The organism is Corynebacterium halotolerans, from assembly GCF_050107895.1.
Taxonomy (GTDB): Bacteria; Actinomycetota; Actinomycetes; order Mycobacteriales; family Mycobacteriaceae; genus Corynebacterium; species Corynebacterium halotolerans_B.
In genome coordinates this window covers 224,862-243,329 of the sequence record NZ_JBNILW010000002.1, presented here as the reverse complement: position 1 = coordinate 243,329, position 18,468 = coordinate 224,862, and the positions used below count along the sequence as shown (strand labels likewise).

The window sequence follows — 18,468 nt, the reverse complement described above, 5'->3', positions numbered from 1 at the left end:
ATCTTCCAGACCCCCATCACCCGTCCCGGAGTCGGGTGGTGGGGGTCAGCTGTTGACCCCGTGAACTGGGGGAATGGCCCGTCTCCCAGTTTTGTGAATGTTGTGAAGGGGTCATGTCACATTAAACTTGCAAAAGTTGCTTGCGTCACATCTTTGCAACGGTTAGAAATGAGGTGGATAACAAAACTCCGGCGTTGGGCCGGAGGGTTCTGACTTGCAGAGGAAGGCACCGCCATGACCGTGTACGCAAACCCGGGCACCGAAGGCTCCATCGTCAACTACGAGAAGCGCTATGAGAACTACATCGGCGGCAAGTGGGTTCCGCCGGTGGAGGGGCAGTACCTGGAAAACGTCACCCCGATCACCGGCGAAGTCTTCTGCGAGGTGGCCCGCGGCACCGCCGGGGACATCGAACTGGCGCTGGACGCCGCCCACGCTGCGGCAGATGCGTGGGGCAAGACCCCGGTCGCCGAGCGGGCGCTGATCCTCCACCGCATCGCGGACCGCATGGAGGAGCACCTCGAGGAGATCGCCGTCGCCGAGTCCTGGGAGAACGGCAAGGCCGTCCGGGAGACGCTGGCCGCCGACATCCCACTGGCCATCGACCACTTCCGTTACTTCGCGGGCGCCATCCGGGCCCAGGAGGGCCGCACCTCCGAGATCGACCACGACACCGTGGCCTACCACTTCCAGGAGCCGCTCGGTGTCGTCGGCCAGATCATCCCCTGGAACTTCCCCATCCTGATGGCCACCTGGAAGATCGCCCCGGCGCTGGCCACCGGCAACGCCATCGTGCTCAAGCCCGCCGAGCAGACCCCGGCCTCCCTGCTGTACCTGGTCAACATCATCGGTGACCTGCTGCCGGACGGCGTGCTCAACATCGTCAACGGCCTGGGTAGTGAGGCCGGGGCCGCCCTGTCTGGCTCCAACCGCATCGCCAAGATCGCCTTCACCGGTTCCACCGAGGTGGGCAAGCTGATCAACAAGGCCGCCTCGGACAAGATCATCCCCGTCACCCTGGAGCTGGGCGGCAAGTCCCCGTCCATCTTCTTCAAGGACATCATGGACGAGAACGACTCCTTCCTGGAGAAGGCCGTCGAGGGATTCTCGATGTTCGCCCTCAACCAGGGCGAGGTCTGCACCTGCCCGTCCCGTGCCCTGGTGCACGAGGACATCGCGGATGAGTTCCTGGACCTGGCCATCAAGCGGGTGCAGCAGATCAAGATCGGCAACCCGTTGGACACCGAGACGATGATGGGCGCCCAGGCCTCCCAGGAGCAGATGGACAAGATCACCTCCTATCTCAAGCTCGGTCCGGAGGAGGGGGCGCAGACGCTGACCGGCGGCAACGTCAACAAGATCGACGGCCTGGAGAACGGCTACTACATCGAGCCCACCGTCTTCCGCGGCGACAACTCCATGCGCATCTTCCAGGAGGAGATCTTCGGCCCAGTCCTCTCGGTGGCCACCTTCAAGGACTTCGACGAGGCCATCCAGATCGCCAACGACACCAACTACGGCCTGGGGGCCGGTGTCTGGTCGCGCCAGAACAACACCGTCTACCGTGCCGGCCGTGCCATCCAGGCCGGCCGTGTCTGGGTGAACCACTACCACGTCTACCCGGCGCACGCGGCCTTCGGCGGCTACAAGGAGTCCGGCATCGGCCGTGAGAACCACCTGATGATGATGGACCACTACCAGCAGACCAAGAACATGCTCGTCTCCTACAGTGAGTCCCCCTCGGGCCTGTTCTGATTCCACGTAGGAGGAGAGAGTCCACCCAGCTGCGCCAGGAACTGGGGGTCATCCCAGTACCCGGAGTGGTCCGCGCCGGAAGGCCACACCTCGGCCCCGAAGCCGGGAGTGGTCGGGTCCACCCCGTGTACTCCGCCGAGGGCGGTGGCCGTGAGTCCCACGACATCCCGGGTTCCGGTCACCGCGATCACCCGGGAAACGTCTCCTTCCGCAGCCGGGCCGGCCTGCAGATTCAGTTGTTCCGCCCGGTGCACGCCAGCACCCGGGCTGCCGAGCAGGATGGCGGTATCCGCCGCCAGGCCGGGGCCGGACGCATCAGCTGCCGCCCCCAGCACCACTGAACCGTAGGAGTAACCGATCACGGTGCGGTGCTGTCCGGGCCGGCGATCCGCCAGCGCCCGCTGGAACTGCTGCAGCTGGACGCCCGCCTGCCGGGCGGGTGCGCCGGTGATGCCGTGCGTGACACTGTCAGGGGCGCGGTAACCGAGCCAGAGGACGCTCGCGCCACCGGTGGCACCGGCCACCGCGCGGGCGCGTGCCACCTGCGTGGACCACCCGGCGGGATCGGAGGAGCCCACGCCGGCGGCGATCGTGGTCACCGAATCCGCCGAGTCGATGTCACCGAGGGCGGCCACCAGGGTGCCGTCCCCGGTCTCCAGCAGTCGCAGATCCGGATGTGCCGCAGCCAGCTCCCTGATTTCCGGCGGGGCCTGGGTCATCTGGTGCTCGTGGATGGCCGCCGCCGGAAGGTCCCTGAAATCCGCCAGTGACTGGACCGGCTCCGGGGTCAGGTCAGTGCACAGGGTGTCGATCTCGCGGGCGCACATGAAGTCAATCAGCTCGCCGGCGGCCTGGACCTGCCGCAGGATCAGGGTGGCCATCGGAGAGTACTCACCGGCCGCCTCCAGCAGCGGCAGTACCCGGTGAGCCAGCTCCTCCCAGGGGCCGAGCAGCTCGGCAGCCTGCTGGAGCACGTGACTGGCCTGCAGTATCTCTCCGGCAGCCACCGGCAGCGGAGCGGCCAGCACCGGTAACCGGGAAAACCCCGCGCTGAAGGCCTCACCCGCGGTGTCCTGCGCCACCAGTCGCCAGTCCTGTTCGTGGTGGCCCACCTGCTCGGCCAGGCGCCGGGACAGTTGAGCCAGCAATTCCGCGGTGGTGGCGGAATCAGTGGCGCGCAGGGGCGGCAGGTGGGCCGACGGGGCTGTCATCGCCAGCCGCCGAGAGCGGTGGCGGTGCGTCGATCCTCGTCCACGAGCGAGACGGCGAAGTGTTCGAGCTGCTGCAGCTGGGTGGTGATCGCCGTGGCGGCGTCGGCGCAGCGGCGCTGCCAGGCGGCCGCGGCGTCGACAAGCGCGGTGGCGGTGCGGCAGGGGCGCAGGGTGATCGTCGGCCGGGGGAGTGCCGGTGGCTGGTGGAGACGACGGAGCGCCCCGGGAAGATCGGTGGTCAGGGACAGGTGGGTGCTTGTCATGCGCCCAGCACAGCGGACCACGTGTCTCCTGCCAACCACCTGATCCCGGAAGCTGTGGATAACCACCGGTTGTCCACATACCCTGGGGTCATGCGCATTGCAGTCGTACAGATCCAGTCCGGAGCGGATATCGTGGAGAATTTGGACCGCGTCCGGGACACCGCCCGCCGTGCCGCCGAACGGGGGGCGAAGCTGATCGTCTTCCCGGAGGCCATGAGTCAGGCTTTCGCCACCGGCCGGTTGGACACCCACGCCCAGGAGCTGGACGGGGAGTTCGCCACCGGGGTGCGGGACCTGGCGGCGGAGCTGGACGTGGTGATCGTCGCGGGCATGTTCACACCCGCCGACACCGTGGAGCGCGGGGACAAGACCATCAACCGGGTCTACAACACCGCACTGGTCACCGGAGGCGGCCACCACACCGGCTACCGCAAGATCCACACCTATGACGCGTTCAATTATGCGGAGTCAGACACCGTGCGCCCGGGAGAGGAACTGTTGCGGGTGGAGGTCGAGGGCGTCAGCGTCGGAGTGGCCGTCTGCTATGACGTGCGCTTCCCGGAGATGTTCAAGGCGTTGGCCAGGGAGGGGGCGGAGGTCATCGTGGTGCCCACCTCCTGGGCGGACGGGCCGGACAAGCTCCCGCAGTGGCGCACCCTGACCGCCGCCCGGGCCCTCGACTCCACCAGCTGGGTCGTCGCTGCCGGGCAGGCCCGCCCCGGTGGTGCGGCACAGGCCGGTGAGCCCTCCGGCCCGACCGGGATCGGGCACTCCTGCGTGGTGGATCCCACCGGCAGGCGCGTGGCGGAGGCCGGCTACGGGGAGGAGACGTTACTCGTCGACGTCGACGCGGAGCTGGTGGGCAAGGTCCGCAAGACGCTGCCGGTGCTGCACGCCTGACCCGGCTCAGGACATCTCGAGCCAGGCCTCATAGTTGACCCGGTGGGCGGGGACGCCACCCCGGAACAGGCTCCACACCGTCTCGTGCACCCCACGGGCGGGACCGGCGACCAGCACCTCATGGTCCCGCCACTCGCCGAGCTCCAGCACCAGCGCCCCCAGATCCTGCGTGACGTGCAGGGTGAGGTCCTCAGGCACCCGGGAGGTTTCGGTGGCACCGACCCACCACGGATCCTTCTGGTGCTCGGCGACGACGGTGAGGCTCAACCAGTCCACGGCTCGGGAGACATTGTGCAGGGCCGTCAGGTCATGCAGCTCGCCGGGGTATTCGGCGCTGATGACCAGGTGCACCTCGGGGGCGGGTTCGGCCCGCTGCAGCAGATCGAAGACGATCGCACGCAGCGGGGCGATGCCCATGCGGTGGGCGATCAGCAACAGGGGGTGCTGCCCGGACGGGGTCAGCGTGCCCGCCGGAGCCCCCAGGGTCCAATGGTCGCCGACCCGCGGGGTGGTCAGCAGTTGGGAGGCGGTGCCGCGCTCGATCGCCTGGACATGGAACTCCAGCTGGCCGTAGTCATTCGACGGCAGCGCCGGGGAGAGCATCCGCCACACCCCCGGCAGGTACCGGGCCGTGACCGGCAGGGTCTGGCCGGCCAGGTAGTTCACGGGCATGCCGGTCTCCAGCCGCACCACACTGATGCGCCGGCTGCGCCGTTCCACCTGCACCACGTTCGCCAGCCAGGCGGGCGGGGTACCGGCCAGGTCCTCCTGCCGTGCGGCATCGGCCATCCTCGCGCACACCTGGCGCAGGGCGCGCTCGGCGGCGTCCACGGTGGCGGGGTGGATGCCCGTCACGACGTCGTGGAGCGCCACCCCCAGCGCGTCCGCGAAGGGCTCGTAGGCCTCCGGTGGAAAGGCGTGGCGGCGGTGACGTACGCCGTGGACCGCGACGTGCCGGAGCATGTGGTCCGGGACCTCACCGGTAAGCGGGGTGCGGTCGAGGACGTCGGCCAGCGCCGGCACCAGCTGGAGGTGCGTGCGGTCCCGGGCCAGCGGGAAGATCGAGCGCGCCTCCAGGATGCTGGCGAAGAAGCGGTCGTGGGTTATGTCCCGGAACCGCTCCTGGTGCGCGCGGAGTTGCTCGGCCACGGCGGAGAGAGTCTCGGGAAGCATCACGGCTCCCATTGTGCCCTACGCCCACGCCCCTCCCGCAAGCGGCTAGTTGATCGGGTAGCCGGTGGTCAGGCCCTTGTCAGCGGACTCCCAGCCAAGTGCCGGGGCGACGTGTTCGGCGAAGTTCTGCAGGATCGAGACATTGACGTCCACGCCCATCTGGTTGGGGACCGTCAGCATCAGCGAATCCGCGGCCATGACCGCCGGATCCGCTTTGAGCTGCTCGATCAGCTGATCGGGCTCGGCGGCATAGGTGCGGCCGAAGGTCACCGGCGTGCCCTCGCCCAGCGAGCCAACCTGATCCGTGGAGCTGGCCTGCAGGCCGAAGAGCTGGCGGTCGCGGTCGCTGACGATCGGGAAGACGGAACGGGAGACCGACACCCGCGGGGACCAGTCGTGGCCGGCCGCCTGCCACGCGGCACGGTAGCGCCGGATCTGTTCGTACTGGATCTCACCGAGAGAGGAGCCGTCCGCCTCGGAGACCAGGGTGGAGCTCATCAGGTTCACGCCGTCGCGGGCGGCCTGCTCGGCGGTGCCGTGGGAGCCGGCGCCCCACCAGACGTGGCGGCGCAGTCCCTCGGAGTGCGGGAAGATCGGCAGCGGGGTGCCGGGGCGGTACATCTGCGGGTACTGCTGGCCGGCGGGTGCCGCCTTGGCGACGCCGTACCCGTCGATGGCGGCCAGGAAGGTCTCCCACTTGTTGCGTGCCATGTCGGAACCGTTTTCTTCGGCGGCCTGGTAGCCGAAGGACTCCCAGCCCTTCTCCGCCGGCTCGGGTGATCCCCGGGACACGCCGAGGGCCACCCGGCCGTCCGCGATCAGGTCCAGTGCGGCGGCCTCCTCCGCGAGGTAGAGGGGGTTCTCGTAGCGCATGTCGATGACGCCGGTGCCCACCTCGATGTGCCTGGTCTTGCCGGCGATGGCTCCGAGCAGCGGCATCGGGGAGCCGTTCTGCGGGGCGAAGTGGTGGACGCGGAAGTAGGCGCCGTTCACGCCGATCTCATCCGCTGCCACCGCCAGGTCGATGGCCTGGTGGAGGGTGTCGCGGGCATTGGGGCCGGGTTGGTTGCCGATGGCGTAGTGGCCGAATGACAGGAAGCCGAAGGATTTCATGGTCGCAATTGTAGTTGATGTGTCAACAAGTGTCGAGGGTGGGTGGCTCGCCCGGTGGCGGGTCCGGCTTCTGGGGCGGGTGAAAACGGCGGGGCGGTGTGGCCCATTAACGCCCGAGGTCGGGGCTGCCCGCAATCCTGTGCCGGGGCAGCCCTTCCGCCGTCGCCAACGCTACGCTCCCCGTCGTTCCCGCAGTCGTTTCCAGGCCACCCGGCCGGCCATCCGCCCCGCGCGGGTGGCTCCCACGGTGGAGGCGGTCGAGCCGTATCCGACCAGCAGCACCCGGGGATCGGCGGCGGGGGTGACCTCGTCGAGCATCTTGATGCCGCCCCGGCTGCGCAGCTTCATCGGCGCCAGGTGGCGTAGGGCGGCACGGAAGCCGGTGTTCCAGAAGATCACGTCCACCTCCTCGACATGACCGGTGGGGAAGGGGTCCCAACTCTCCGGCACGGCGAGTTCTCCGTCCGCGGACGGTCCCAGTCCCTGTGCCCGTGCCGAAAGCGGTGGTCCGAAGCGAACTTTCCCGGCGTCGATCCGGTCGATCATGCCGCGGCTGACCAGGGTGCCTTCCTCGACGCCGCGGAGATACTCCGGCAGCTGCGGGATGCCCGTGGTGCGCACCACGGAAGCGGGCGTCTCCCCGGCGTGGGTGCGTTCCCGCACCGCCTTTTCCACGGCCAGGCCCCACCCGGCATCAAATTCCCGGGCGGTGAAGTTCGGCGGACGTCGGGTCGCCCAGACGGTTTCCGTCACCGGCGCGAGCTCCAGGAGGAACTGCACCGCCGACAGGCCGCCGCCGACCACCAGGGTCTTCTTGCCGGTGAAGTCCCCGGCGCGGACGTAGTCCCTGGTGTGCAGCTGGGTTCCGCGGAACGTCTCGATGCCCGGGAGGTAGGGGATATACGGGTTTGTCCAGGTGCCGGTGGCGTTGAGCACCATCCGGCTCAGCCAGGACCGGCCGTCAGCGGACGTGGTCCGCACCAGCTCATCGCCAACCGGTTCCACCCGGCTGACCTGCACCGGCCGGACCGTCTGGAGCTGGAAGGTGTCTTCGTAGGCGCCGTAGTAGTCGGTCACCAGCCGGCTGGCCGGCACTCCGCGGTCCGGCCGCTTCATCTTCAACCCGGGTAGGTCGGCGATGCCGTGGGCCCTGCCCAGGGTCAGCGAGTCCCAGCGGTGCCGCCAGGCGCCGCCCGGGCCGGGGTTGGCATCGAGGAGCAGGAAGTCCGCGCCCGGGGCCAGTCCGCGCCGGGCGAGCTCGTGGGCGGCCGCCAGCCCCGCCTGGCCTGCCCCGATGATGATCGCCTGGTAAATAGTTGTCATGTCAACAAAACTAGCACGGTTCCCCGCTAGTGTGAAGGGTGAGAGTGCGGGAGACTACAGGAGTCGGTGAAATGTGAGCTATCGACTAAGCTCTTCACGTTCTGACATTTGGATAGTGCTTAAAGAGAGGAAGTGGGTAGGTCATGGAATACACCCCGTACAGTTTATTGATTGATGTGGGGTGGATTTCCGCCCTCATGGTCGTCGGCAACGTGCTGCGCCGGAAGGTCCCCTTCTTCCAGACCCTGCTGATCCCCTCGTCGATCACCGCCGGCCTGATCGGCCTGGTGCTCGGCCCCGAGGTGCTGCAGCTGATCAACTTCTCCGAGCACATTGGCACCTACACCTCCATCCTGATCGCCGTGGTGTTCGCGTCCATGCCGTATTCCATGACCTTCGACCGCTCCGTGCGTTCCGGGGCACGGAACATGTGGTCGTTTTCCACCGGCATGTTCATGGGGCAGTGGGCCCTGTTCATCCTGCTGGGCGTGTTCGTCTTCCAGCCGATCTGGGGCACCGAATCCTGGTTCGGCATGATGCTGCCGGTCGGGTTCGTCGGTGGCTTCGGTACCGCCGCCGCAGTCGGTGGCGCCCTGGAGGGGGCGGGCGCGGCTGCGGCGTCCTCGCTGGGTTTCACGTCGGCGACCGTCGGCACGCTGGCCGCGATCGTCGGCGGCATCATCTTCACCTCCTGGGGCATGCGCAAGGGCAAGACCTCGGCCATGCCCTCCAAGCTGCCCTGGGATCTGCGCAGCGGCTATATCGATGAGGAGAGGGACCGTCCCAGCATCGGCCGGGCCACCACCAACCCCTCCGCGATCGAGCCGATGGCGCTGCACGTCGGCATCATCGCCCTGACGGTTCTCCTGGCCTACCTGGTGAACGGCGTCATCAGCGACATCTTCCCGGCCGTGTCCATCCCGCTGTTCGCGATGTCATTTGTCATCGGCATCATCGGCATGGGCATTCTCAAGGCACTGAAGAAGCCGAAGTACCTGGACAAGGACACCGTGAACACGATCTCGGGGGCGGCCACCGACTATCTGATCGCCTTCGGCATCGCCTCCATCGTGCCGGCCGCCATCGCGGACTACCTGCTGCCGTTGGTCATCCTCTTCGTGCTCGGCGTGGTCTACTGCCTGTTCTTCCTGTTCTGGGTGGCCCCGCGCTGGTTCGGTGAGAAGTGGCTCGAGCGCGGCGTGTTCGGCTGGGGCTGGGCGACCGCGGCCGTGGCCACCGGCATCGCCCTGCTCAAGATCGTGGACCCGAAGCTCAAGTCCGGCACGCTCAACGAGTACGGCGTGGCCTACATCGGCTTCGCCCCCTTCGAGATCGGCATGACCATCGTGGCCCCGATCGCGGTGATCGCCGGCTTCACCGCAGGACTCGGCTGGATCTCCCTTCTCATCGCATTGGTGGTGCTCGGGGTGGCGGTCTTCGGTAAATGGTTGCCCGCCCGCGGCCATGTCAGGGGCGATGAGCGGCCCGCTGAGCCGTCGACGGCGGAAACATAGTCGCTCCGAGACATCCCGTCCCCGCCACGCGCCCGCACCTCCTCCAGGTGCGGGCGTGTGGTCGTTGTGCGCAGCTGCGCACTGTCCTCCGGCTCACTCCAGCCGGGTCGCCTGCAGCACGACGTCGTGCAGCGTCTTTACTCCGGCGGGAGTGGAGACCTGTCGCGTGTGCGGCGCCGCGACCTCGATGCGCCAGTGTTCGTCGAGGGCGCGGGTCATCTCATCCAGGCTGACCTGTGCCTGTTCGGGAATCTCCGCTTCGGGTCCGTGATGGTGGAGGTGCCCCACGATCAGCAGCGTGCCGCCGGCGCGGACCCAGCTGGCCAGCCGCGCATAGAATTCGGCGTGGCTGGTGGCTGGGTGGGCGTAGCTGCTGGTGACCAGATCAAACTGGTCGTCCGGTTCCCATGTGCTCAGGTCCGCCTCCAGCCACGTGACCCCGTTTTGCCCGGCCTGTGCCGCCAGGGAGGCGGCCACCGTCAGGGCCTCGGCGGAGATGTCCGCACCGGTGACCTGCCACCCCTCCTCGGCCAGGAGGCGGGACTCGGTTCCGGCCCCGCAGCCCGCGTCGAGCGCGGTGCCGGGCGCCAGCTGCTTCGCGACGGCCGTGAGGTACGGGTTGGGCGGGATCTGGCCGCTTTGTGTCTGGCGGGTGGCGGACTGCCAGTGTTGCTGCCAGTAGTCGCGGTCGAAGTCGTGCACGGGGGTCCTCCAGTGGTGATGGGCGCAGGCATCTCCTGCGGTCCGGGACAGCATGCCTGGTGTCCCGGAAATGGGGCAAGGAATTTTTCCGGTTGGCAAAACGGCATGTGGCGGGGAGGGGTACAGCGTGGTGTAACCGGACAGAAAACTATGATCATGCGGCACTCGGCTCCTGGGACGGCGGGTGCCGCGGGGCGAAGAGGCCCCTTGGCAGGACCAGCTTCCTGCTGCCTTCTGTCAACGGCTGCCTCCGGCGGTGGCGGAGCTGGTGCCGGACGGCACGTCCAGGATCACGGTCTCTGTGGCCCCCTGGCCCCCTGGTCCGGGCTCCGAGGGGGAACAGTCCCTGTCCAATGTCCCCGGCGGTGGTTAAGATGGGCGGTGGAGCCAAAGTTGAGCCGACTGCACTCAAAAAAGATTCAGAAAATCTCGGGTTGAGTGGAACAGACTCAACTCTTGGTGCGTTATATCCAGTGAGAGCAAGAAAGCTGACTGATAAAACACAAGTTGTGACCGAGGAAAGGACACGCAATTGAGCTCCTTCAACCCCACCACCAAGACCCAGGAGGCGCTGCAGTCCGCCCTGCAGGCAGCGTCCGCCAACGGGAACCCGGACATCCGTCCGGCCCACCTGCTGGCCGCCATCCTGGACCAGGCCGAGGGCGTCGCCGCCCCGGTGCTCAAGGCCACCGGCGTTGATCCGCAGACTGTGCTCAAGGAGGCACAGGATCTGGTCAACAGCTATCCGAAGGCAGAGGGCGCCAATCTGGCCAACCCGAATTTCAACCGGGACGCACTCAACGCCCTGACCGCCTCCCAGGAGCTGGCCGGCGAGCTCGGTGATGAATACGTCTCCACCGAGGTGCTGCTGGCGGGCATCGCCCGCGGCTCCTCGGACGCCGCCGACCTGCTCAAGGGGCGCGGCGCCACCTACGAGGCCATCACCGGCACCTTCCCCTCCGTGCGCGGGTCCCAGAAGGTCACCAGCCAGGACCCCGAGGGACAGTTCCAGGCACTGGAGAAGTACTCCACGGATCTGACCAGGCTGGCCCGGGAGGGGGCGATTGACCCGGTCATCGGCCGGGACCCCGAGATCCGCCGTGTTGTGCAGGTGCTCTCGCGACGGACGAAGAACAACCCGGTACTCATCGGTGAGCCCGGTGTCGGTAAGACCGCCATCGTCGAGGGACTGGCCCGCCGCATCGTCGCCGGTGACGTGCCGGAGTCGCTGAAGGGCAAGACCCTGATCTCGCTGGATCTGGGTGCCCTGGTCGCCGGTGCCAAGTACCGCGGTGAGTTCGAGGAGCGGCTCAAGGCCGTGCTCGACGAGATCAAGAACTCCGACGGGCAGATCGTCACCTTCATCGATGAGCTCCACACCATCGTCGGCGCGGGTGCCTCCGGTGAATCCGCCATGGACGCCGGCAACATGATCAAGCCGCTGCTGGCCCGGGGCGAGCTGCGCCTGGTCGGCGCCACCACCCTGAACGAGTACCGCAAGCACATCGAGAAGGACGCGGCCCTGGAACGTCGCTTCCAGCAGGTCTACGTGGGCGAGCCGAGCGTCGAGGACGCCGTCGGCATCCTGCGTGGGCTGAAGGAGCGCTACGAGGTCCACCACGGTGTCCGCATCCAGGACTCCGCCCTGGTCGCCGCAGCCGAACTCTCGGACCGCTACATCACCTCCCGCTTCCTGCCGGACAAGGCCATCGACCTGGTCGACGAGGCCGCCTCCCGCCTGCGTATGGAGATCGACTCCTCCCCGGAGGAGATCGACGAGCGCGAGCGCATCGTCCGCCGCCTCGAGATCGAGGAGGTGGCCCTGGGCAAGGAGTCAGACGAGGCCTCGAAGGAGCGGCTGGAGAAGCTGCGCTCCGAGTTGGCCGACGAGCGTGAGAAGCTCGGCGAGCTCAAGGCCCGCTGGACCAATGAGAAGGGTGCGATCGACCGCGTCCGCGAAGCCAAGGAGGAGCTGGAGAAGCTGCGTTCGGAGTCCGAGATCGCCGAGCGTGAGGGCGACTACGGCCGCGTGGCTGAACTGCGCTACGGCCGGATCCCGGAGCTGGAGAAGGAGGTCGAGGCCGCCGAGGAGAACGTCCAGGACGGGCAGAACAACGCCATGCTCTCCGAGGAGGTCACCCCGGACACCATCGCCGAGGTCGTCGCCGCCTGGACCGGTATCCCCGCCGGCAAGATGCTCGAAGGGGAGACCGAGAAGCTGCTGAACATGGAGTCCGTGCTCGGCCGCCGGGTCGTCGGGCAGTCCGACGCCGTCCAGGCGGTCTCGGACGCGGTGCGCCGCGCCCGGGCCGGAGTCGCGGACCCGAACCGTCCCACCGGTTCCTTCCTCTTCCTCGGCCCGACCGGCGTGGGTAAGACGGAGCTGGCCAAGACCCTGGCCGACTTCCTCTTCGACGATGAACGTGCCATGGTGCGCATCGACATGTCGGAGTACGGCGAGAAGCACTCCGTCTCCCGCCTGGTCGGTGCTCCTCCCGGATACGTCGGCTATGACGCCGGGGGCCAGCTGACCGAGGCGGTGCGCCGCCGCCCCTACACCGTCGTGCTCTTCGACGAGGTGGAGAAGGCGCACCCGGACGTCTTCGACATCCTGCTGCAGGTGCTCGATGACGGCCGCCTGACCGATGGCCAGGGCCGCACGGTGGACTTCCGCAACGTCGTGATCATCCTGACCTCCAACCTGGGGGCCGGCGGTGACCGCGGGCAGATGATGGAGGCGGTCAAGCGCACCTTCAAGCCGGAATTCATCAACCGGCTGGATGACGTGGTCATCTTCGACGCCCTGTCCGAGGAACAGCTGACCCACATCGTGGACATCCAGGTCGACCAGCTCTCGGACCGGCTGGCGGGACGGCGCCTGCAGCTGCACGTCAGCGACGCCGCCCGGCACTGGCTCGGCGAACGCGGCTACGACCCGGCCTACGGTGCCCGCCCGCTGCGCCGTCTGATCCAGCAGGCGATCGGCGACCAGCTGGCCAAGAAGCTGTTGGCCGGTGACGTCCGCGACGGCGACACCGTCAACGTCGACGTGGCTGACGGCGGTGAGACCCTGGACATCAGCGCCGCACGCTAAGCATGGTTTCCACGCCCTGCGCCCTGCCTCCTGCAGGCAGGGCGCAGGGCGTGGTTCCGCCGGGGTGTCGGATGCAGTAACCCAGGATTGGGGAGAGGTAAGTGCCACCCGTGTCGGGCGCCGACTCGTCCACAGGGCCTCGGCGCTGGGGTGCGCATCGCCGCATGCCGCTACCACTACTGACCCGCCCGCCGGCGTCCGGCAAAAACACATCAGGACCACCGAAAGGACCGTATGACCCCACCTGTCCCTTCCCACCCGGGGAGTGTCCTCCGCGTCCCGCTGGAGATCGCCGGCGTGGAGTCGGAGCAGCTCGCCGTCCAGCATCTGGGCGGCGGCCACTACCTGGTGCTGAGCATTCCCGTCGCCGCCACCGGCCTGGCGTTGGGCGACGTCGTCCACGCCCACCCGGTGGATGAGGTCCTCGAGTTCACCGGCGTCGCCGTCCGCGGCGGCAACCGGACGCTGCGGGTACTGGTCGAGGAACCCTTCACCGGTCAGTTGCACCCGCGGCTGGAGTCGCTCGGCTGCCGGGTCGGGAACCCGGTGCCCGGTGTGCTCACGGTCAACCTCGCCCCGGACGCGCCGGGGGAGGGGATCGCCGAGTACCTCTCCGAGCTGCAGGATCAGGGCCTGGTGCAGCTGGCCCCCGGGGACCTGCCACGGGGCTGATTCCGGCTAGGGCAGCACGGGGTAGAAGATCGTGGTGTTCAGGCCGTTGAGCATCACGTTCAGCCGGTAATCGCCGGTCACGGTGGTCGTCGCATCCAACGGCAGGACGGTCTGTCCGGAGCATTCCCGCAGACTCGGGTCGAAGTGGACCAGGTGGCCCTTGGGGGAGGTCAGCGCGACCATGCCCACGCATTCCTCATGGGTGACCGGCTCGCCCGCCAGCAGCCCGGTCCAGGAAAAGGTCACGGCGCCGGCCCCGCCGCTCAGTGCGGCCGGGCTGGGTGGGTCAGCGGACACCGTCACCGCGTCGATCGGCTGGGTGGAGACGACGACCTCCTCACCGGCACCGTCCACCGCCGTGCCGTCGGCGGCGGCGCACCCGCTCAGCAGTAATCCGGCCAGCACTGCGCCCACAGGCACCCCGCTGCGACGCCCGGGGCGTGGGACGCGGCGTCGGGAAGCGGCTGGTGAGGGGGAGTCGGACACGTCTGGAAATCCTAGTGCACCGCTGTCCAGCGGTGCTCCTGTGTACACCCGGCACGGGCCGCAGGGTTGTAATAGAGTTCGGGGCATGCCGAGAAGGTCCAGCCAGGAGCGCCGCCGCCAAGTTCTCGATGCCGCCGCCCGTCTGCTCGTCCGCGAGGGGGCAGCAGCCACCAGCGTCCGGCGCGTGGCAGAGGAGGCCGGGATGTCCACCGGCTCCCTACGCCATATCTTCCCCTCGCATGAGGACCTGCTTCTCGCCCTGCTGACCGAGGGGGAGGAGCGCATCACCCGGCACCGGGACGCGCTCCGCGCCCGGCCCGAACTCTCCCGGGACACGGTGGTGGAACTGCTCCTGGAGCTGTTGCCCACCACGGCGGAATCACGGGCCGACCTGCTCGCCCGGTTGTCGGTGCACACCACGCATCCGGGGCAGGAGAAGCTGCGACGGGCCGGTGTCGCCGCCGCCGCGCAGCTGGATGAGCTGTGCCAGGCGATCGTCACCGCCACCTGTCCGCCGGAGGACGTCGCCCCGGCGGCCCTGGAGCTGCGGTTGGTGCTCGACGGGCTGAGTCTGCGGTTGCTCGAGGACCCGGACTTCGATGCCGGGCAGGCCCGCGATGTGCTGTGCACCAGGCTCCGGAAGCTGTGCTTTTTGTGATTTAGCCCGGGAATTCGGCGAAACAGACCACCTCGGCGGCGGCACGTACCGTCTCCAGGGCCGGTTCGGCGTTGATCTCCAGCTGCCGTTCCGGCAGCGGAGCCTCGGCGGCGGCGAGTGTCATCCGCGTGCGCGCCGGCCCGGCGTCCAGGGTGAGCGGAACGTGGGAGTTTGCGGTGACGGACCTGATCCCGCTGATCCGACCGCCGAGGGCCGTGACCATGGCTTCGGCCTGCGCGCGGGCGTCGGTGCCTGCCTTCCCGAGCGCCCGGGAGTGCGCGGCGTGCCGGGCGGCCGGGCTGAGACTCCAATCCGGCCCGCTGAGCTGGCAGTCCCCGGCCCCGCTCAGCCGCGAGATCGCCTCCACCAGCTGCTCCCGGGCGGCCTCATCCGCAGCGTCGGGCAGCACCAGCGTCACGCTCCAGCTGGCCTGATGGACGCGGTCATGGGAGACGGACTCGTGCACCTTCTCGTCCTCCTGTCCCAGCAGCGGGACGCGCGCGAGCACGGTGCGGACCACGGCTACTGCTTCACGACGCCGCCGCAGACACGCCTGCTGGTCCGCGTCGTGCACCGCGACGGTGACGGTGAGTTCGGCGCGGTCGGTGCGCACCTCGATGCCGGCCTCGCCGGTGGCGGTCACGGTCGGGGCGCCGCGCTCCTGCGACAGCTGGTTCATGACGCCCAGTATGCCGGGACGGGGTGGTGCCGGCTAGTGCCGCCAGCGCGGGACCACCAGTGGGCTGGCCGACTCCGGGTCGGTGATCACCCGGGCGTCGAGCCCGAAGACCTCGGCGAGCAGGGATTCCGTGATCACCTCGTCCGGGGTGCCGGCGGCCACCACGGCGCCGGCCTGCATGGCGATGATGTGGTCGGCGTAGCGGGCGGCCTGGTTCAGGTCGTGCAGGACGGCCACCAGGGTGGTGCCCTCCTCCCGGTTGAGCTGCCGGCACAGTTCCAGCAGCTCGATCTGGTGGTTCAGGTCCAGGTAGGTCGTCGGCTCGTCCAGCAGCAGGATCGGGGTCTGTTGGGCCAGGGCGACCGCCAGCCACACCCGCTGTCGTTGGCCCCCGGAGAGCTCGTCGACCAGCCGGCCCGAAAGGTGCCGTACCCCGGCGGCATCCAGGGCGTCGGCGACGGCGGTCTCGTCCTCCGGGGACCAGGGTCGGAACATACCCTGGTGCGGGTACCGGCCCCGGGAGACCAGGTCAACCACGCGGATGCCGTCCGGGGCGACCGGCCCCTGGGGCAGCAGCCCGATCTCCTTGGCGACCTGCCGGGTAGGCAGCCGGTGCAGGGCGTTGCCGTCCAGCACCACGCTGCCGGAGCTTGGGGTGAGCAGCCGGGTCAGACTCTTGAGCAGGGTGGACTTGCCACAGGCGTTGGGTCCGACGATCACCGTGAAGGCGCGGTCGGGGACGGCGACGGAGACGTTGTCACACACCACCTTCTCGGCGTAACCGAGGGCGGCCTCCGTGACGAGCAGCCGGGTCATGGTTTCCTTCCTTCCCGGAGCAGCAGCCACAGGAAATAGAGGCCACCGATGGATACGGTGACGATGCCGACGGGCAGGGGGGAATCCGGGTTGAGGCGCTGGGCGGCGATGTCGGCGAGCAGCAGCAGGAACGCTCCGACGGCGGCACTCGGCCCCAGGGCCAGGCCGTCCGAGCGCACCAGACGCCGGGCGATCTGCGGGGCGGCCAGCGCGATGAAAGAGACCGGACCGACACTGGCGGTGGCCAGGGCCGTCAACCCCACGCCCACGACGATCGCGGCGACCTGGACGCGGCGCACATTCTGCCCGAGGGCGGTGGCGAAGGGGATGCCGATCTGCGTCAGTTTCATCGGCCGGGCCAGCAGCCCGGCGCCGAGCAGAAACACCGCGGAGGAGGCGGCCACCAGCAGGACGGTCCGCCAGGTGGCGCCGGAGAGATTGCCCGCACCCCAGAGCCCGGCCATGATCGCGTCCTCGACGGTGGCGGTCAGCTGCAGCCAGACGTTGAAGGAGGCGAGCATGGCGCTGACCCCGATCCCGACGATGATGAGCCGGACCCCGCGGGCGGCCCCGTGCCGGGAGGCCAGCAGGAAGACCGCGAAAGCGGTGGCCACGCCCCCGACCAGGGCACCGGCCACCGTGGCCAATGCCCCGCCCCGCAGGAGCAGCATCACGATCAGCGCACCGGTGAAGGATCCGGTCTGGAAACCGATCACGTCCGGCGAACCCAAGGGGTTGGCGGTCAGGTTCTGGAAGATCGCGCCGCTGACCGCCAGAGTGGCGCCCAGCAGCACGGCCAGCAGGATCCGCGGGATGCGCCACTCCACCACGATCATGGTGGTGAACTCCGTCCCGTTGCCGGATAGGGCAGCCAGCGCCTCGGTAAGGGTGACTGTGGCGTCCCCGGAGAACACCGCGAGGACGCCGAGGAACGCCGTCGCCGCCCAGAGCAGGGCGCAGAGGTGGGCCGAGCGGGCGTCGACAAGCAGCAGCGGCCGGTGCCGCGGGCCGAACCGGTACACGCGGCGGCCGAAATCGAGTTTCATGTCCGTCATCCGTTCACACCTCCGCGACGCGGAATCGGCGGACCATCCAGATCAGCAACGGGGCGCCGACGAAGGCGGTGACCACACCCACGGGTACCTCACCCGGGGTGATCACCCGCCCGATCACGTCGGAGAAACCCAGGACCGCCGGGGCCAGCAGGATGGAGTAGAGCAGGATCCAGCCCTGGTGCGGACCGACGACCATGCGGGACAGGTGCGGGGCCAGCAGTCCCAGGAAGCCGATGGGACCGGCCGCGGCGGTGGCGCCGCCGGCCAGCAGGGCGATGGCGAGCAGGACCACCAGCCGGATGCGGTTGGGACGGGCCCCCATGGCCACGGCCGCGGCCTCGCCGAGGGAGAGCACGTCCAACGAGCGGGTGCTCAGCAGCGCCAGCACCAATCCGGCGACGATCAGCGGCGCGATGGTCAGGGTGGCGGCCAGGGGCTGGGAGGCGGTGGTGCCGGCCGACCAGCCGCGCATGCGCTCCAGCACGTCCGAGTTGCTCAGCAGTACCGCCGAGCTGAAGCCGGAGAGCACGGCACCGAGCGCCACCCCGGAGAGTGTCATGCGCACGGGGTTACCCCGGCCGGTCCCGGTGTTGCCCACGATGAAGACCACCACCGAGGTGACCAGCGCGCCGGCCAGTGACCACCACATGTACTGGCCCACGTCGGTCATGCCGAAGTAGGCGAGGCCGAGAACCACGGCCAGCGACGCCCCGGCGTTCACGCCGAGGATACCGGGGTCGGTCATCGGATTGCGGGTGACCGCCTGCATCAGCCCGCCGGCCACCCCGAGCGCGGCGCCGGCGAGCAGCACCAGCACCGTGCGCGGCACCCGCGACTGCCAGACCACCTGTGACACCGGGGCCGTGGGGTCGGGGTGGAGCAGGAAGTGCAGTACCTCGCCCGGTGGGATGGTGCGGGAGCCGACGAGCATGCTCAGCGTCAGCGCGGCGAGACACAGCAGGGCCAGCGGCAGCAGGCCCAGCGCGCGTGACGACGACCGCGGGTGGTGCCGTCGGGTCGTGGGGCCGGGTTCGGCCAGGGTCACCGGCATCGC

Annotated in this window: 17 protein-coding genes; 6 read left to right on the top strand and 11 right to left on the bottom strand. The window is 68.8% G+C overall.

Going from position 1 to position 18,468, the window contains the following annotated elements:
- The first annotated feature begins 234 nt into the window (after nt 1-234).
- Nucleotides 235-1,755, top strand: a complete 1,521-nt coding sequence (exaC, locus tag ACQCVD_RS03395) for an acetaldehyde dehydrogenase ExaC (RefSeq protein ID WP_426822294.1) — start codon at nt 235-237, stop codon at nt 1,753-1,755.
- Here exaC and ACQCVD_RS03390 read toward each other — a convergent pair.
- A complete protein-coding gene (locus ACQCVD_RS03390; RefSeq protein WP_426822293.1) occupies nt 1,725-2,966 on the bottom strand; it encodes an alpha/beta hydrolase in 1,242 nt (413 codons plus the stop codon). The two genes, exaC and ACQCVD_RS03390, sit on opposite strands and share 31 nt — an antisense overlap.
- Nucleotides 2,963-3,229 carry a hypothetical protein gene (locus ACQCVD_RS03385; RefSeq protein WP_426822292.1) on the bottom strand — a complete coding sequence of 89 codons (267 nt, stop codon included), beginning with the start codon at nt 3,227-3,229 and terminating at the stop codon, nt 2,963-2,965. The genes ACQCVD_RS03390 and ACQCVD_RS03385 overlap by 4 nt, the downstream gene beginning before the upstream one ends.
- A gap of 90 nt (nt 3,230-3,319) precedes the next feature.
- Here ACQCVD_RS03385 and ACQCVD_RS03380 point away from each other — a divergent pair, with 90 nt between their 5' ends.
- Entirely contained in the window at nt 3,320-4,129 is an 810-nt protein-coding gene (locus tag ACQCVD_RS03380; protein ID WP_426822291.1) for a carbon-nitrogen hydrolase family protein, read from the top strand.
- 6 nt (nt 4,130-4,135) lie between these two features.
- Here ACQCVD_RS03380 and ACQCVD_RS03375 read toward each other — a convergent pair whose 3' ends face one another.
- The 3 genes from ACQCVD_RS03375 to ACQCVD_RS03365 form a co-directional block, all read right to left on the bottom strand.
- The gene (locus ACQCVD_RS03375; RefSeq protein WP_426822388.1) at nt 4,136-5,302 is read right to left on the bottom strand and encodes an FAD-binding oxidoreductase; all 1,167 of its coding nucleotides are present in this window, start codon (nt 5,300-5,302) and stop codon (nt 4,136-4,138) included.
- A gap of 45 nt (nt 5,303-5,347) precedes the next feature.
- Nucleotides 5,348-6,415, bottom strand: a complete 1,068-nt coding sequence (locus ACQCVD_RS03370; RefSeq protein WP_426822290.1) for an LLM class flavin-dependent oxidoreductase — start codon at nt 6,413-6,415, stop codon at nt 5,348-5,350.
- 171 nt (nt 6,416-6,586) lie between these two features.
- Entirely contained in the window at nt 6,587-7,738 is a 1,152-nt protein-coding gene (locus ACQCVD_RS03365; RefSeq protein ID WP_426822289.1) for an NAD(P)-binding domain-containing protein, read from the bottom strand.
- 143 nt (nt 7,739-7,881) lie between these two features.
- Between ACQCVD_RS03365 and ACQCVD_RS03360 the strand changes: the two genes are divergently transcribed.
- Complete coding sequence (locus ACQCVD_RS03360) at nt 7,882-9,252, top strand: sodium/glutamate symporter (protein WP_426822288.1); 1,371 nt, start codon at nt 7,882-7,884, stop codon at nt 9,250-9,252.
- Nucleotides 9,253-9,345: 93 nt separating this feature from the next.
- On the opposite strand, the gene ACQCVD_RS03355 is transcribed toward ACQCVD_RS03360, so the two are convergent.
- Nucleotides 9,346-9,954, bottom strand: a complete 609-nt coding sequence (locus tag ACQCVD_RS03355; RefSeq protein ID WP_426822287.1) for a class I SAM-dependent methyltransferase — start codon at nt 9,952-9,954, stop codon at nt 9,346-9,348.
- Between the two features lie 532 nt (nt 9,955-10,486).
- Here ACQCVD_RS03355 and clpB point away from each other — a divergent pair.
- Entirely contained in the window at nt 10,487-13,048 is a 2,562-nt protein-coding gene (gene clpB, locus ACQCVD_RS03350; RefSeq protein WP_426822286.1) for an ATP-dependent chaperone ClpB, read from the top strand.
- Between the two features lie 234 nt (nt 13,049-13,282).
- On the top strand, nt 13,283-13,720 hold the full coding sequence (locus ACQCVD_RS03345) for a DUF4265 domain-containing protein (RefSeq protein WP_426822285.1): 438 nt from the start codon (nt 13,283-13,285) through the stop codon (nt 13,718-13,720).
- 6 nt (nt 13,721-13,726) lie between these two features.
- Here the strand turns inward: ACQCVD_RS03345 and ACQCVD_RS03340 are convergent, their stop codons facing one another.
- Nucleotides 13,727-14,206: a hypothetical protein gene (locus tag ACQCVD_RS03340; protein ID WP_426822284.1), complete on the bottom strand. Its 480-nt coding sequence runs from the start codon at nt 14,204-14,206 to the stop codon at nt 13,727-13,729.
- A gap of 85 nt (nt 14,207-14,291) precedes the next feature.
- Here ACQCVD_RS03340 and ACQCVD_RS03335 point away from each other — a divergent pair, with 85 nt between their 5' ends.
- Complete coding sequence (locus ACQCVD_RS03335; RefSeq protein ID WP_426822283.1) at nt 14,292-14,864, top strand: TetR/AcrR family transcriptional regulator; 573 nt, start codon at nt 14,292-14,294, stop codon at nt 14,862-14,864.
- A 1-nt stretch (nt 14,865) separates the two neighbouring features.
- Here the strand turns inward: ACQCVD_RS03335 and ACQCVD_RS03330 are convergent, their stop codons facing one another.
- The 4 genes from ACQCVD_RS03330 to ACQCVD_RS03315 are packed head-to-tail and all read right to left on the bottom strand — an operon-like array spanning nt 14,866 to nt 18,465.
- On the bottom strand, nt 14,866-15,543 hold the full coding sequence (locus ACQCVD_RS03330; RefSeq protein WP_426822282.1) for an SIMPL domain-containing protein: 678 nt from the start codon (nt 15,541-15,543) through the stop codon (nt 14,866-14,868).
- Nucleotides 15,544-15,576: 33 nt separating this feature from the next.
- Nucleotides 15,577-16,359: an ABC transporter ATP-binding protein gene (locus ACQCVD_RS03325; RefSeq protein WP_426822281.1), complete on the bottom strand. Its 783-nt coding sequence runs from the start codon at nt 16,357-16,359 to the stop codon at nt 15,577-15,579.
- Nucleotides 16,356-17,414, bottom strand: coding sequence for a FecCD family ABC transporter permease (locus ACQCVD_RS03320; protein WP_426822280.1), 1,059 nt, complete (start codon nt 17,412-17,414; stop codon nt 16,356-16,358). The genes ACQCVD_RS03325 and ACQCVD_RS03320 overlap by 4 nt, the downstream gene beginning before the upstream one ends.
- 4 nt (nt 17,415-17,418) lie before the next feature.
- Nucleotides 17,419-18,465 carry an iron chelate uptake ABC transporter family permease subunit gene (locus ACQCVD_RS03315; RefSeq protein WP_426822279.1) on the bottom strand — a complete coding sequence of 349 codons (1,047 nt, stop codon included), beginning with the start codon at nt 18,463-18,465 and terminating at the stop codon, nt 17,419-17,421.
- Nucleotides 18,466-18,468 lie beyond the last annotated feature (3 nt).